At 51.2% G+C, this 14730-nt stretch carries 12 protein-coding genes and 1 pseudogene; 11 read left to right on the top strand and 2 right to left on the bottom strand.

From position 1 onward, the window contains the following. Window positions 1-60: 60 nt before the first annotated feature. The 3 genes from NM96_10395 (at window position 61) to NM96_10385 (ending at window position 2710) form a co-directional block, all read left to right on the top strand. Entirely contained in the window at window positions 61-720 is a 660-nt protein-coding gene (locus NM96_10395; protein AVR79671.1) for a peptidoglycan endopeptidase, read from the top strand. Window positions 721-738: 18 nt separating this feature from the next. Beyond that, window positions 739-957 (top strand): hypothetical protein, encoded by a 219-nt coding sequence (locus tag NM96_10390; GenBank protein ID AVR79670.1) that lies wholly within the window; start codon window positions 739-741, stop codon window positions 955-957. A 328-nt stretch (window positions 958-1285) separates the two neighbouring features. Beyond that, complete coding sequence (locus tag NM96_10385) at window positions 1286-2710, top strand: sodium:alanine symporter family protein (protein AVR79669.1); 1425 nt, start codon at window positions 1286-1288, stop codon at window positions 2708-2710. Window positions 2711-2868: 158 nt separating this feature from the next. Here NM96_10385 and NM96_10380 read toward each other — a convergent pair whose 3' ends face one another. Both NM96_10380 and NM96_10375 read right to left on the bottom strand, forming a co-directional pair. After that, window positions 2869-3492: a 16S rRNA (guanine(527)-N(7))-methyltransferase RsmG gene (locus NM96_10380; GenBank protein AVR79668.1), complete on the bottom strand. Its 624-nt coding sequence runs from the start codon at window positions 3490-3492 to the stop codon at window positions 2869-2871. Between the two features lie 508 nt (window positions 3493-4000). After that, window positions 4001-4999, bottom strand: a complete 999-nt coding sequence (locus NM96_10375; protein AVR79667.1) for an RluA family pseudouridine synthase — start codon at window positions 4997-4999, stop codon at window positions 4001-4003. A 337-nt stretch (window positions 5000-5336) separates the two neighbouring features. Here NM96_10375 and NM96_10370 point away from each other — a divergent pair. The 8 genes and pseudogenes from NM96_10370 to NM96_10335 all read left to right on the top strand — a co-directional run bounded on the left by NM96_10370 (window position 5337) and on the right by NM96_10335 (window position 14725). Beyond that, window positions 5337-5561, top strand: a pseudogene (locus NM96_10370) (hypothetical protein). Next, complete coding sequence (locus NM96_10365) at window positions 5561-8596, top strand: ribonuclease E/G (protein ID AVR79666.1); 3036 nt, start codon at window positions 5561-5563, stop codon at window positions 8594-8596. The pseudogene NM96_10370 and the gene NM96_10365 overlap by 1 nt, the downstream one beginning before the upstream one ends. Before the next feature lie 836 nt (window positions 8597-9432). Next, window positions 9433-9903 carry a hypothetical protein gene (locus NM96_10360; protein AVR79665.1) on the top strand — a complete coding sequence of 157 codons (471 nt, stop codon included), beginning with the start codon at window positions 9433-9435 and terminating at the stop codon, window positions 9901-9903. A gap of 302 nt (window positions 9904-10205) precedes the next feature. Then, entirely contained in the window at window positions 10206-11420 is a 1215-nt protein-coding gene (locus tag NM96_10355; protein AVR79664.1) for an MFS transporter, read from the top strand. Window positions 11421-11587: 167 nt separating this feature from the next. Beyond that, window positions 11588-12847 carry a muropeptide MFS transporter AmpG gene (locus NM96_10350; GenBank protein ID AVR79663.1) on the top strand — a complete coding sequence of 420 codons (1260 nt, stop codon included), beginning with the start codon at window positions 11588-11590 and terminating at the stop codon, window positions 12845-12847. Window positions 12848-13149: 302 nt separating this feature from the next. After that, the gene (locus NM96_10345; GenBank protein ID AVR79662.1) at window positions 13150-13794 is read left to right on the top strand and encodes a 50S ribosomal protein L3; all 645 of its coding nucleotides are present in this window, start codon (window positions 13150-13152) and stop codon (window positions 13792-13794) included. Beyond that, window positions 13794-14414, top strand: coding sequence for a 50S ribosomal protein L4 (locus NM96_10340; protein AVR79661.1), 621 nt, complete (start codon window positions 13794-13796; stop codon window positions 14412-14414). Before NM96_10345 ends, NM96_10340 begins: the two co-directional genes overlap by 1 nt. Then, on the top strand, window positions 14405-14725 hold the full coding sequence (locus NM96_10335; protein ID AVR79660.1) for a 50S ribosomal protein L23: 321 nt from the start codon (window positions 14405-14407) through the stop codon (window positions 14723-14725). The genes NM96_10340 and NM96_10335 overlap by 10 nt, the downstream gene beginning before the upstream one ends. Window positions 14726-14730: the final 5 nt, after the last annotated feature.

Genomic DNA, 14730 nt, shown 5'->3' with positions numbered 1-14730 from the left:
ATACAGAATAACATAATAACAGGCGGCAGACTGGTCGTCTGAAAATGGAATCAGTCAAACATGAAAGCCTTATCCAGGCTGGCGGCACTATTGGTTTCGGCCTGTATGCTGTCCGGCATTAATTTTGCAAACGCCGACGATCTCGATTCGTTCGTTAAAAACAGGCAGCAGGTTTTAAACCAATTTGAAGATGCAAAACAGCCTGCTCCCGCACAGGCTCCGCAGATAAATTTCCAACCCGCGCGCGCGGCAACTCCCGTTGTACATTCCATTCCTTCAGCTCCGGCCGCACCCGTCCGTGCATCGAGAAGTTCAGACAGTGCCGACGAACTAATCGGCAGCGCGATGGGGCTTTTGGGTGTTGCCTACCGTTACGGCGGTACATCAGCATCTACCGGTTTCGATTGCAGCGGCTTCATGCAGCATATCTTCAGACGCTCAATGGGGCTGAACCTCCCCCGTACCTCCGCCGAACAGGCAAAAATGGGCGTCGGCGTATCCCGCGGCGAATTACAGCCGGGCGATATGGTATTTTTCCGCACGATGGGACGCGGCAGGATTTCCCATGTCGGACTCTACATCGGCAACGACCGTTTCATCCACGCTCCGCGCACCGGCAAACGCATTGAAATCACCAGCCTCAGCAACAAATACTGGAACGCCAAATACGCCTTTGCACGCCGAGTGAAGAAAAACGATCCGTCCCGTTTTCTCAATTAAGTCTAGGAAAGCAACAACGTGAGTATGCCTGAAATGCCCAAATGGTACGACGACGACGGGCAAATCGTATCCTGCACTGAAAAAGTGAAAGTCATGACGGAAAACATGACCGAGCTTTATCAGGCGGCGCAAGACGCATTTGAAGACGCGCTTCTGATGGGCTGCAGTGAAAAACAGTTGCGCGAATACCTGCAAGCCTTGATTGAAGGTGTGGAAAACCCATACCGGAAAGCTTAGTCGAAACTATCCCGTACGACGGTATGGCTCTTGCCATGCCGTTTTTTATGGACCGTAAAACAGCAAGGTCGTCTGAAAGCTGCAATATGCTTCAGACGACCTTTTTTGCTTGCCCAAATCGGAGCCTGTGTCATGTAATACAAGGAAACTCTATGATATTTATCAAGATTATGCCAATGCTGAAACTGTAAAGTTTTTTCAGTTTGTCAACAGTCTGCTAGAATAACGCGTTTTGGCGTTGGGTGTTGTCCCGATGTCGTCTGAAAACAGCTTTGCGGCACTTTGACAGGATCATCCCTTCGGAGAGTCGTATCTAGAAAGGCTTTTTATGGATAACTTTACCGAATTACTGCACCAATGGGTTCAGAAAATCAACGATCCGATGTGGACAGGGCTGGTGTATGTATTGTTGGGTGCAGGTCTGTTCTTCACACTTGCCACCGGTTTCGTACAATTCCGCCTGCTCGGACGCAGTATCAAAGAGATGCTCGGCGGCCGCAAACAAGGCGATGATCCGCACGGTATTACGCCGTTTCAGGCTTTCGTTACCGGACTTGCCAGTCGCGTAGGCGTGGGCAACATCGCGGGCGTGGCGATTGCCATCAGTAGCGGCGGGCCGGGCGCGGTATTTTGGATGTGGATCACCGCATTGATCGGTATGAGTTCGGCGTTTGTCGAATCTTCACTGGCGCAGTTGTTCAAAATCCGCGATTACGACAACCATCATTTTCGCGGCGGTCCTGCTTACTATATTACCCAAGGCTTGGGTCAAAAATGGTTGGGCATCGTATTTGCATTGAGCCTGATTTTCTGCTTCGGATTCGTTTATGAAGCCGTTCAAACCAACACCATCGCCGTAACCGCCAAAGCCGCGTGGGGCTGGGACGAACATGCGGTCGGCGTCGCATTGGTCATCATGACTGCGCCGATTATTTTCGGCGGTATCCGCCGCGTTTCCCGCTTTGCCGAAATGCTTGTTCCGCTGATGGCGACTTTGTATCTGCTGATGGCGCTCTACATCATCATCACCAACATCAGCCTGATTCCCCACGTCTTCGGTCAGATTTTTGACAGCGCGTTCAACTTTGAAGCAGCCGGCGGCGGCCTGCTCGGCGGTTTGATTTCGCAAACCATGATGATCGGTATCAAACGCGGTCTGTATTCCAATGAAGCAGGTCAAGGTTCTGCGCCTAACGCCGCCGCAGCCGCCGAAGTCAAACACCCTGTTTCCCAAGGTATGATTCAAATGCTGGGCGTATTCGTCGATACGATTATCGTATGTTCCTGCACGGCGTTTATCGTTTTGGTTTACCAACAACCTTACGGCGATTTGAGCGGCGCAGAGCTGACCCAAGCAGCGATTATCAGCCAAGTCGGCGCATGGGGCGCAGACTTCTTGGCAATCATCCTGTTTATGTTTGCCTTCTCTACCGTCATCGGCAACTATGCCTATGCCGAATCAAACGTGCAGTTCATCAAAAGCCATTGGCTGCTGACCGCCTTGTTCCGTATGATGGTATTGGGCTGGGTATATTTCGGCGCAGTCGCCAACGTGCCGCTGGTTTGGGATATGGCGGATATGGCGATGGGTACGATGGCATGGATTAACCTGGTCGCCATCCTGCTCCTCTCTCCGCTTGCCTTCCTGCTGTTGAGGGACTACACGTCGAAACTGAAAATGGGCAAAGACCCCGTCTTCAAACTTTCCGAACATCCGGGTTTGAAACGCAAAATCAAATCCGATATTTGGTAAATCAAAAAACCGCCCTGTAATGGGGCGGTTTTTTATAGCGGACTGAAATGGCAAAACGCCTACGCTTATGCTTCCGCATACATACAAAGGTCGTCTGAAAGCCCTATTTCGGGTTTTCAGACGACCTTTGCAATATTCAGGCTAAACGTTCGGAAGGTTCAAACCTTCTTCAAAACCACCATATGCCGTTCTGCATCCAAGCCTGGGACGTGGAGGGCTTCGACGCGTTTGACGGCGACGGTATCGGGGAGTTTGGCGATTTCTTCTTCTGGGTACACGCCTTTCATGGCGACCCAGCGGCCGCCTTCTTTCAGCAGGTGTGCCGTCCAGTTGACGAAGTCGGCGAGTTCGGCGAAGGCGCGGCTGGTGATGATGTCGGCTTGGAAGTCTTGAACGGCTTCGACGCGGCCGCTGACGACGCGGACGTTGGCGAGTCCGAGTTCGATGACGGCTTGTTGTAGGAAGGCGGTTTTTTTGGTGTTGGCGTCCAGAAGGGTGATGTTGAGGTCGGGACGGCAGATGGCGGCGGGAATGCCGGGCTGTCCGCCGCCGGAGCCGACATCCAGCATAGTGTGCGCGCCTTGGAGGTAGGGGAGCAGGGTCAGGCTGTCGAGCAGGTGGTGGCTGACCATTTGCGCTTCGTCGCGCAGGGCAGTGAGGTTGTAGGTCTTGTTCCACTTTTTGAGCAGGCCGGTATAGGCGAGCAGCAGGGTTTGCTGTTCTGCGGATAGGTCCAAACCTAATGCCTGTATGCCTGATTGGAGTTGCTGTGTCGGGGTCATGGTGTTTGTCCGTGTTGTGTCGGGCGTTATGGTAGCGGAAAAAAAGGTCGTCTGAAAGGCGTGGGTTATTAAGGGATTAGGTTCTCAGGGCGGTGGAGTTGTAGCGTGGGCTTTGCCCGCGAAACTTGCCGCCTGACAATCCGAATTCGTCTGTTATTTTTGCACTCATGTCGTGGGCAAAGCCCACGCTACGGGTTTCAGACGACCTTTAGGTGTTTTTGAGGAGCGGTTGGTATTTAATTTTTCCCGCGAGTTGTAGCGTAGGCTACGCCCACGAAATTTGTTGCTTGATAATCTGAATCCGTCCGTCGTTTTTGCGCTCATGTCGTGGGCAAAGCCCACGCTACGGGTTTCAGACGACCTTTGGGTGTTTTCGAGGAGCAGGTTAGTATTTAATTTTTTGAGTGAGTTGTAGCATGGGCTACGCCCGCGAAACTTGTGGTCTGGCAATCCAAATCCATCCGTTGTTTTTGCACTCATGTCGCGGGCAAAGCCCACGCTACGGATTTCAGACGACCTTCCCTGCGTTTTCCAGCATCAGGACGAATTGTGCCAAATCTTGCGGCAGCGGGGCTTTTAAGATGAGTTTTTCGCCTGTCAGCGGGTGGTCGAGGTGCAGCTCGGCGGCGTGCAGGAACATCCGTTTCAAACCGAGTTTCTGGAGGCGTTTGTTGGCTTGGTAGTCGCCGTAGCGTTCGTCGCCGGCGATGGGGCAGTGCTGTGATTGGAGGTGGACGCGGATTTGGTGGGTGCGGCCGGTTTTCAGGGTGGCTTGCACGAGGGTGAGCTGCGAGAGGCCGACTTGGTGCAGGAGGTCGTCTGAAAAGCGGTTGAGCACGCGGAAGATGGTGTGCGCGGATTGTCCGTCTTCGCTGACGCGCACCATTTTTTCGCCTTGTGCGCCAGTGTATTTGAACAGGGGCAGTTTGACGTGGAAGCTGTCATTCGGCAGTTTGCCTACGCCCAGCGCGAGGTAGATTTTTTTGGGGTGGTCGTTGCGGATGGCTTCGTGCAATTTGACGAGCGCGCTGCGTTTTTTGGCGATCATCAAGAGGCCGCTGGTGTCTTTGTCGAGGCGGTGGACGAGTTCGAGATAGCGGGCTTCGGGGCGGGCGCGGCGGATTTGTTCGATGACGCCGAAGCTCACGCCGCTGCCGCCGTGGACGGCGGTGCCTGCGGGTTTGTCGATGACGAGCAATGCGTCGTCTTCGTAGATGATGGTAAATTCGCGCGCGGGTACGGCTTGGGCGCGGTTTTCAGACGACCTTTGTTTTTCGGCGGTGCGTACGGGCGGGATACGGAGCAGGTCGCCCGTTTGGATGCGGCTGTCGGGCTTGCAGCGTTTTTTGTTCAGGCGCACTTCGCCGGCGCGGATAATGCGGTGGATATGGCTTTTGGGTACGCCTTTGAGGATTTTTATCAGATAGTTGTCAAGGCGTTGTCCGGCTTCGTGTTCGGCGACGGTAATCAGGCTGACTGAATCTTTGCTTATTGCGTGCGTTTTCATCTATAATCCTGAACATCCGTTTCGGCAGAAACCTGTACAAACAGGCCGTATGGGACGGATGGTATTGTTAAAACGAGATTTTATATTAAAAACGCACTCTGCAAAGCATTTTCCCTGCGTTTATGCCAAAGCCCGTAAACGCAGGAGCGTAATTAAGTTTGATTTGATTTTGCCGATTTGACCGGGCATAAGACGAGGGACGGGTGTTTGACAAACCTGCCGCGCCGCACCGTTCGAAACTTCCGGCATAACGATAATAAGAAGATGTCGGCTATCTGTTTTCCAAGCCGGGCCTGTACCGTCCGGACTTCGGCGGCGGACGGAGTGTTCCGCCGCATTGTTCTTTATTGCCTTCTTTATCCGTATCCTTCCGCACACGGCCGCATTGTTTTGGGCGGCGTGCAACCTTGCGGACTTCAATTCAAAAACTGATTGCTCATCCGGGTTTCTGCATCCCGCGCCGAAAAGGGGCGCGGGCTATGCCTAATCCCGCCCGCCTCGCAGAGTGTCTGACAAAGAGCAGGCAGGTCGTCTGAAAAGGCTGCCCGCCTGTGCGAGGTAATGATTATGAAAAGAATGTTGTTCAATGCAACGCAGGCCGAAGAGCTGCGCGTTGCCATTGTCGATGGGCAAAACCTTTTGGATTTGGACATCGAAACGCTGGGTAAAGAGCAGCGCAAAGGTAATATTTATAAGGGTATCATCACCCGCATCGAGCCGTCGCTGGAAGCGTGTTTCGTAGATTACGGAACCGACCGCCACGGCTTTTTGCCGTTTAAGGAAGTATCGCGTTCGTATTTCCAAGATTACGAAGGCGGCAGGGCGCGCATTCAAGACGTGCTCAAAGAAGGCATGGAAGTCATCGTCCAAGTCGAAAAAGACGAACGCGGCAACAAAGGCGCGGCGCTGACCACCTTCATCAGCCTGGCCGGACGCTATCTGGTATTGATGCCCAACAACCCGCGCGGCGGCGGCGTATCCCGCCGTATCGAAGGCGAAGAGCGCCAAGAACTCAAAGCCGCTATGGCAGAACTCGACATTCCGAACGGCATGAGCATCATCGCCCGCACCGCCGGCATCGGCCGCAGCGCGGAAGAGTTGGAATGGGATTTGAACTACCTCAAACAGCTTTGGCAGGCCATCGAAGAAGCCGGTAAGGCGCACCACGAACCCTACCTCCTCTTCATGGAAAGCTCGCTGCTCATCCGCGCCATCCGCGACTATTTCCGTCCCGACATCGGCGAAATTCTGGTGGACAATCAAGAGGTTTATGACCAAGTTGCCGAGTTTATGAGCTACGTCATGCCGAGCAACGTAGGTCGTCTGAAACTCTATGAAGACCACACGCCGCTGTTCTCCCGCTTCCAAATCGAACACCAAATCGAAAGCGCATTCGCCCGCAGCGTCAGCCTGCCTTCCGGCGGCGCGATTGTGATCGACCACACCGAAGCCCTCGTTTCCATTGACGTCAACTCCGCCCGAGCGACACGCGGCGCGGACATCGAAGACACTGCGTTCAAAACCAATATGGAAGCCGCCGAAGAAGTCGCCCGCCAAATGCGCCTGCGCGACTTGGGAGGTTTGGTCGTCATCGACTTCATCGACATGGAAAACCCCAAGCACCAGCGCGATGTTGAAAACGTCCTGCGCGACGCGCTCAAAAAAGACCGCGCCCGCGTGCAAATGGGCAAACTCTCCCGCTTCGGCCTCTTGGAATTGAGCCGCCAACGACTGAAACCCGCTTTGGGCGAAAGCAGCCACGTCGCCTGCCCGCGCTGCGCCGGTACCGGCGTCATCCGCGGTATCGAATCGACCGCCCTGCACGTTTTGCGCATCATTCAAGAAGAAGCGATGAAAGACAACACCGGCGAAGTGCATGCGCAAGTACCCGTCGATGTCGCCACCTTCCTGCTGAACGAAAAACGCGCTGAGCTGTTTGCGATGGAAGAGCGTTTGGACGTCAACGTCGTCCTGATTCCGAATATCCATTTGGAAAACCCGCACTACGAAATCAACCGCATCCGCATCGATGACGTAGAAGAAGACGGTGAACCGAGCTACAAACGCGTTGCCGAGCCGGAAGAAGACGAATCCGCCAAACCTTTCGGCAGCGAAAGAGCCAAAGCCGCCCGTCCCGAACCCGCCGTCAAAGGCGTGCGCCATACCCAGCCTGCCCCGACCGTATCCGAGCAGAAAAACGGTTCATGGTGGGATACCTTCAAAGCATGGCTCAAACGCATTTTCGGCGGCAATACCGCAGCCGAAACCGCGCCTGTTGCCGAAGTGGCGGGAAAACGCACTTCAAACGGCAACAACCGCAACGGCAATTCCGGCAACCGCCGCGCAAACAACCGCCGCCAAAACCCGCGCCGCAACAATAGGCACGACGGCAGCAAGGTAGAAGTGCGCGAAGTGGCGGACTTTAAAGACAAAGCAGCGGATAATCAGGCAACGGAAAACGAAAACCGCAACGCCAAAGACAACCGCCGCAGCCGCAACCGCCAAAACGAGCGTAACGCCGCTGCGGAAGCCGAAAACCTCGAAGTCCAAGCACTCGCCGCCGCAACGTCGTCTGAAAACGAATCCCGTTCGGGCGAACAGGCGCAAGGCAGCAAACGCCGCCGCAACAACAACCGCAACGAACGCAACCGCGAACAAGCGGAAATCCGTGCGGAAGAAACCTTGTCCGAAGCAGTGGACAACGCAGCGGAAGAGGGCGTACAAACCGCCGATAACGATGCACCGAAAGGCAACGAACGCCGCCAACGCGAGCGCAACAACCAACGCGACCGCCGCGAACGCAACAATCAGCGCGACCGCCGTCAAAACGGTAAAAAACGCAATATTCCGTCTGCCGCCAAAATCGAGCAGTACCTGAATATTCACGATACCGCCGACAAAGTCCGCTTCGCCGCCGCGCACGTCATGGGCGAGCCTGTCGAAGAAGAACCGTTTGCCGTGACCATCCCCGCTCCCGAGGATAGTGCCGAGCCTTTGGTTGTCGTCGTTTCCGAACCCGTTGCGGCCACTGAAGAAGCCTTCGTGTTCTCCATCGAAGGCGAAGAAGCGGACAGCGGCATCCTGATCGAAGACAGCACCGACGACGAATGCAGCATCATCGACTCCGCCATCGGCAGCGTTGAAGAAACCCCGACCTCCGTGTTCGCCATCGAAACCGAAGACGGCTACCAACCGATGACCGCCGTCCCTGCCGAAGGTGAAGCCGAAGCCGTCGTTGAAATGGAGGAAGAACTGGTCGTTTGGAAAGCCGAACGCGAAGCCGCCGCCGCCATCGAAGCCCTTGCCGCAGCAGCAGCGGCCGCCGCCGCCCAAACAGCAGAATCCGAATCGCAAACTGCGCCGGAAGCAGGCCAAGCGGAAGCGACCGAGCCGGAAGAAACTGTCCCTGCCGTTGCCGCGATGCCCGACTTAGGCGGTTTGGTGTTTGTCGAAACCAATCCCGAAGCCGTCGCCGCCTTTGCTGAACAGGTTCAGCCCGAACCCGAATCCGGCCTGCGCCGCGCAGACGTGCCGAAAGTCGAAGCCGAACCTGTCGCCGCTGCCGAAATGGTCTTGGTAGAAACGCGCAAAGACTAAAGGCTGAAAGAAGAGGGCATCGTTAAGATGTCTGAATCTAAAAAAGGTCGTCTGAAACCGAAATTCTGGTTTCAGACGGCCTTTGTCTGTTTTGTGTGCCTGTTATCTCGTCTGTGTTTCCTAATCTTTTTTCAATATATAGTGGATTAACTTTAAACCAGTACGGCGTTGCCTCGCCTTGCCGTACTATCTGTACTGTCTGCGGCTTCGTCGCCTTGTCCTGATTTAAAGTTAATCCACTATAGTTAATCAAAAACACCCGCACCGTTACGTCTAAGCAGACTGCAATCCAAGTTTCAATTTTTCAGAGGGATTTTAGTCAAGCCGTAGCGTGGGTTTTGCCTGTTAAATCTGGTGGTCGCTCAGTGAATCAGGGAATAAAATGAATTCTTTATTGATAAAGCACACACTGAACTTTGCATTAGGTTTTGTGGTAATCTTCTGTTTTATTATAAGAATAATTTTTTGTGGTTGAAAAGTCCCGATTTGATAATTTATTCAATCTAAGTGAAGTGGAAGTGAATATATACTAAATTAAGTAAAAATAGAAAATTGAAAATGTACTTCCCCCTTGCTACTAAAAAATATGAGCATATAAATATATTGCTTGGAATAATTCTTGCAGAAAGATAGAAGATTATATGAATAATTTGTTTTTTTATTAAGAAGTTTATCGGGTATACTCCTACTATTTTTGATAATAATGAAGTTAGAGGGAATATTCCTTGAATTTTTAATAAAAATGATATAGAAAGTATTTTAAAATAAAGAATATTTTAAATTTATATTAAGTAATTATAGATTCAGCTTGTTAAGTCAAAGAAAGATGATCTTAAATGCAGCAAAAAACTAAAGAATTGCTAATTATAGCGGTTTGTATAGTATCTATCCTGGTGATTAGTTTATATTATAATAAGCCTTTGACTAAAACTTATTCAATGGAAGTATATAGTTATACGAGAGAGGCTACTACGGTAATGTTAGGAGAGGAGGATAATAAAGTTATAATGGATGCATTGCCATATAATGGAGGCGGAGCAGTTGTTTGTTGTGTATCTATTAAGGTTGATAAACCAGTTCCTGTAACATTGATTCTTCTAAGAGAAGAACCAGATAAATGGGAACATATAAATATGGAAGTTCCTATTGAATATGTTGGGGATAGTGAAGCTTATATACAGGCACATATTCTACCTGAGCATAAGGTTAGAGTTTTTGTCACAGGATATTCACGAATGCATCCCAAGCACCCTATGAATGCATATTATGAGCATATTCGTGCTGAACAAGATGCTTATGAAAAATGAAAAAATGATAAGTCTGTATAATTAATTTCTTAATAAATAAATTGCTATTTATTTGAACAAAGGCCGTCTGAAATCGGATTTTAGGTTTTCAGACGACCTTTGCTGTTTTTAACACACCGCGTTGCTGCCTGTCTCCCATTCTCTGCCTTGCGGATAGAAAGAAATTGAAAAACGGTGCGGATAAAGATTTTGGCTATATCCAAAGCATCAGGAGTTATTTAGCCTGCGTCAACCCGTTTGTTAAAATCCGTCATTCTGCCGTTTGATTGAACGGCATTTTCCAATAGAAACAAACAATAACCATGACCCACACACAGCAAAAATCCCCCGACCTTTGGCTGGTGACCGCCGCTGCCGCCGCCATCCTGCTGATTACCATCGGCATGCGCATGACTTTGGGACTGTTTGTCCGCCCCGTTGTCGACTCTACCGAGCTGAGTATCCAAGAGTTCAGCCTGATTATTGCCGTTTTCCAGTTGATGTGGGGCGTGTCCCAGCCGCTTTCCGGCGCGCTTGCCGACCGCTTCGGCGCGTTTAAGGTTTTGGGCGGCGGCGCGTTGCTGTTGGTTTGTGCCTGCCTGATGGTGCCGCAGATGCCGACTTATTGGGGGCTGATGCTGGCAATCGGGCTGCTTTTTGCATTCGGAACGGGCGCGGGTGGTTTCTCCATCATCATGGGGCAGGTCGCGGCGAAAGTGCCGCCGCACAAACGCGGTTTGGCTTCGGGTCTGGTCAACGCAGGCGGTTCAGCGGGGCAGTTTCTGTTTGCGCCGCTGGTGCAGGGTTTGCTGGTGTTGCCCGCCGTCGGCTGGACGGGGACGTTTTATGTTTGGGGCGGGATTGCGCTTTTAATCCTGCCGATTTCGTGGTGGCTGGCGGGCGGCAAAAACGCTGTCGCCACGCACCACACGTCGTCTGAAAACGGGCAATCGCTGGGGCAGGCAGTCAAAGCGGCGTTTAAAGACCGCAGCTACATCCTGCTGCACTTGGGCTTTTTTACCTGCGGTTTCCACATCGCGTTTTTGGTAACCCACCTGCCCAACGAAATCGCGCTCTGCGGCTTGCCTGCTTCGGTCGCTTCGACTTCGATTGCGATTATCGGCTTGGCGAACATTGCGGGCTGCATTTTTTCGGGCTGGTGTACGGGGCGGTTTTTGGGCAAATATGTTTTGTTCGGACTCTACGCCTCGCGTGTGGCGATGGTGCTGATATACCTTGCCGCCCCGAGAACCGACGTCAATTTCTACATTTTCGCCGCCGCGCTGGGCTTCACTTGGCTCGCCACCGTCGCGCCGACTGCCGCGATTACGGGCAAGCTGTTCGGCACGCGCTATCTGGCGACGTTGTTCGGACTGACGATGTTGAGCCATCAAATCGGCGGTTTTTTAGGCTCGTATATCGGCGGCATCGTGATTTACCGGTTCAACGATTACGGCTGGATGTGGTATGCCGACGCGGTGTTGGCGGGGATGGCGGCTTTGCTGAACCTGCCGATACGCGAAAAGAAAGCGGCGTAAACCGCTGACGCAACCAAGACAGGTCGTCTGAAAATCGGATTTCGGGTTTTCAGACGACCTTTTTGATTATTATGCATAGTTTAAAGTTTGTTTGAACAGGATTTGTTACAATGCGCCTTTCTTTTTGATGTTGTTCTCCCATTATGACTGACTCCCAACCAAGCACGATGCAGCGGATTTTTTCGCGCAATATGCTGATCTGTATTTTTACGGGCTTCACATCGGGGTTGCCGCTTTATTTCCTATACAGCCTGATTCCGGCGTGGCTGCGCCTCGAAAAAATTGATTTGAAGACCATAGGCCTGTTTGCCCTGATTGGTTTTCCCTATACTTGGAAATTTATCTGGTCTCCGCTTCTAGACTCTGTACGCCTGCCGTTTTTAGGTTTGCGGCGCGGTTGGATGCTGGTGATGCAGATCGCGCTTTTGCTGCTTTTGGCTGCCTATGCGTTTGTCCGCCCGCAAGAACATTTGTCGATTATTTTGGGACTGTCTTTGGTAGTGGCGTTTTTTTCTGCCAGTCAGGATATTGTGATCGACGCTTTCCGTCGCGAAGTGTTATCCGATGAAGAGTTGGTTTTAGGTAACTCGCTGTATGTGAATGCCTATCGTATTTCCTCGTTGATTCCCGCTTCATTAAGTCTGATTTTAGCCGATAGGATGCCTTGGTCGTCCGTCTTCATCATTACCGCGCTATTCATGATTCCGGGGTTGCTTGCCACTTTATTCGTGGCGCGAGAACCGGCACAACAACCCGTAGGTGCAAAAGGGTTTAAAGATACCGTTGTTGAGCCGTTCCGCGATTTCTTTACCCGTCAAAGCGTTAAACAGGCGTTGATTATTTTGGCTTTTATCGTGCTGTATAAACTGGGCGACAGCATGGCAACTGCGCTGGCACCCGCGTTTTATATCGATATGGGTTTCTCAGCAACTGACATCGGCTTGATTGCGAAAAATGCGGGGTTGTGGCCGGCGGTGATTTTCGGGATTATCGGCGGCATTTGGGTAAACAAATTAGGCGTGAACCGTGCATTGTGGCTGTTTGGTTTGGTGCAATGGGTTACGATTTTAGGTTTTGCGTGGCTGGCAAGTTTCGGACATTTCGAGCATGTGGGTGCATCAGAACGAACCATGTTGGCAGTCGTCATTGCTGCCGAGGCAGTGGGTGTGGGCTTAGGTACGGTAGCATTTGTGTCGTATATGGCGCAACAAACCAATACCGCATTTACCGCCACGCAGTTTGCGCTGCTGTCCAGCCTATCCGCCGTACCGCGTACGTTTATGAATGCGACAGCAGGGTTTCTGATTGAAGCGATGGGCTACGTCAATTTCTTCTGGCTGTGTTTCATGTTGGGAATTCCGGGCATGTTGCTGCTGTTTAAAGTTGCACCTTGGAACGGAGATAAAGCGAAGCAATCCGCCGTTTGAATGTATCGGTAGGATAAAAAGGTCGTCTGAAAACCTGTGATTGTGGTTTTCAGACGACCTTTTGTTAAATATGGAAGGTGATTTGTGTGTAAACAACACGCCACTTCCCTGGAGTATATAGACGGCGAAATATCAATTTATAGAGATAAAAAGCACGAGTAAGCCCCTGTGTTAAAAAAAGATTGGTATTTGCTTGATTTGTCGATTATAATGGCGGACTTGGTGCATTTGTGCCAAGTTTTATCATTGTCCGAAGGCAGGCCAATCGTAGCCCGCCCCTTTACTTTAAAAGGAAAATAATCATGACTTTAGGTCTGGTTGGACGCAAAGTTGGTATGACCCGCGTGTTCGACGAACAGGGTGTTTCTGTTCCGGTAACCGTTTTGGATATGTCTGCCAACCGCGTTACACAAGTAAAATCCAAAGATGCTGACGGCTATACTGCCGTTCAAGTTACCTTTGGTCAGAAAAAAGCTAACCGTGTCAATAAAGCCGAAGCTGGGCACTTTGCAAAAGCAGGTGTTGAAGCCGGTCGCGGTTTGATCGAGTTTGCTTTGACTGAAGAAAAACTGGCTGAATTGAAAGCCGGTGACGAAATCACCGTTTCCATGTTTGAAGTCGGTCAATTGGTCGATGTAACCGGTACCTCTAAAGGTAAAGGTTTCTCCGGTACGATCAAACGTCATAATTTCGGTGCCCAACGTACTTCCCACGGTAACTCCCGTTCTCACCGTGTTCCAGGTTCTATCGGTATGGCGCAAGACCCAGGTCGCGTGTTCCCCGGTAAACGCATGGCCGGTCAATACGGTAACACCAAAGCAACTGTCCAAAAACTGGAAGTTGTACGTGTTGATGCAGAACGCCAACTGCTGTTGGTTAAGGGTGCTGTTCCGGGTGCGGTCAACAGCGATGTTGTAGTTCGTCCTAGCGTGAAAGTAGGTGCGTAATGGAATTGAAAGTAATTGACGCTAAAGGACAAGTTTCAGGCAGTCTGTCTGTTTCTGATGCTTTGTTCGCTCGCGAATACAATGAAGCGTTGGTTCATCAGCTGGTAAATGCCTACTTGGCAAACGCCCGCTCTGGCAACCGCGCTCAAAAAACCCGTGCCGAAGTAAAACACTCAACCAAAAAACCATGGCGTCAAAAAGGTACCGGTCGTGCCCGTTCCGGTATGACTTCATCTCCGCTGTGGCGTAAAGGTGGTCGTGCGTTCCCGAACAAACCCGACGAAAACTTCACTCAAAAAGTAAACCGTAAAATGTACCGTGCCGGTATGGCGACTATCCTGTCCCAATTGGCCCGTGACGAACGTTTGTTTGCTATCGAAGCGTTGACTGCTGAAACTCCTAAAACCAAAGTTTTTGCTGAACAAGTGAAAAATCTGGGTCTGGAGCAAGTGCTGTTTGTAACCAAACAGCTCGATGAGAATGTTTACTTGGCTTCACGCAACTTGCCAAACGTGTTGGTTTTGGAAGCTCAACAAGTTGATCCTTACAGCTTGCTGCGTTACAAAAAAGTAATCATCACTAAAGATGCAGTTGCACAATTAGAGGAGCAATGGGTATGAATCAACAACGTTTGACTCAAGTGATTTTGGCACCTATCGTTTCTGAAAAAAGCAACGTATTGGCTGAAAAACGCAACCAAATGACGTTTAAAGTTTTGGCAAATGCAACCAAACCTGAAATCAAAGCTGCTGTTGAGCTGCTGTTCGGTGTTCAAGTTGCTTCTGTAACTACCGTTACCACTAAAGGTAAAACTAAGCGTTTTGGTCGTACTTTGGGCCGCCGCAGCGATGTTAAAAAAGCTTATGTAAGCTTGGCTGCCGGTCAAGAGTTGGATTTGGAAGCCGCTGCTGCAGCTGCAGATAAGGAATAAACAAA

Source organism: Neisseria mucosa (assembly GCA_003028315.1).
Classification (GTDB): domain Bacteria; phylum Pseudomonadota; class Gammaproteobacteria; order Burkholderiales; family Neisseriaceae; genus Neisseria; species Neisseria mucosa.
Note: the sequence above shows the minus strand (reverse complement) of the source record. Positions and strands in the feature narration are given on the sequence as shown.

Coding starts and splice junctions, on each gene's coding strand:
- NM96_10355 (AVR79664.1), top strand. CDS start 10,206: ATGACCCACACACAGCAAAAATCCCCCGACCTTTGGCTGGTGACCGCC.
- NM96_10380 (AVR79668.1), bottom strand. CDS start 3,492: ATGACCCCGACACAGCAACTCCAATCAGGCATACAGGCATTAGGTTTG.
- NM96_10340 (AVR79661.1), top strand. CDS start 13,794: ATGGAATTGAAAGTAATTGACGCTAAAGGACAAGTTTCAGGCAGTCTG.
- NM96_10335 (AVR79660.1), top strand. CDS start 14,405: ATGGGTATGAATCAACAACGTTTGACTCAAGTGATTTTGGCACCTATC.
- NM96_10360 (AVR79665.1), top strand. CDS start 9,433: ATGCAGCAAAAAACTAAAGAATTGCTAATTATAGCGGTTTGTATAGTA.
- NM96_10385 (AVR79669.1), top strand. CDS start 1,286: ATGGATAACTTTACCGAATTACTGCACCAATGGGTTCAGAAAATCAAC.
- NM96_10350 (AVR79663.1), top strand. CDS start 11,588: ATGCAGCGGATTTTTTCGCGCAATATGCTGATCTGTATTTTTACGGGC.
- NM96_10395 (AVR79671.1), top strand. CDS start 61: ATGAAAGCCTTATCCAGGCTGGCGGCACTATTGGTTTCGGCCTGTATG.
- NM96_10345 (AVR79662.1), top strand. CDS start 13,150: ATGACTTTAGGTCTGGTTGGACGCAAAGTTGGTATGACCCGCGTGTTC.
- NM96_10375 (AVR79667.1), bottom strand. CDS start 4,999: ATGAAAACGCACGCAATAAGCAAAGATTCAGTCAGCCTGATTACCGTC.
- NM96_10365 (AVR79666.1), top strand. CDS start 5,561: ATGATTATGAAAAGAATGTTGTTCAATGCAACGCAGGCCGAAGAGCTG.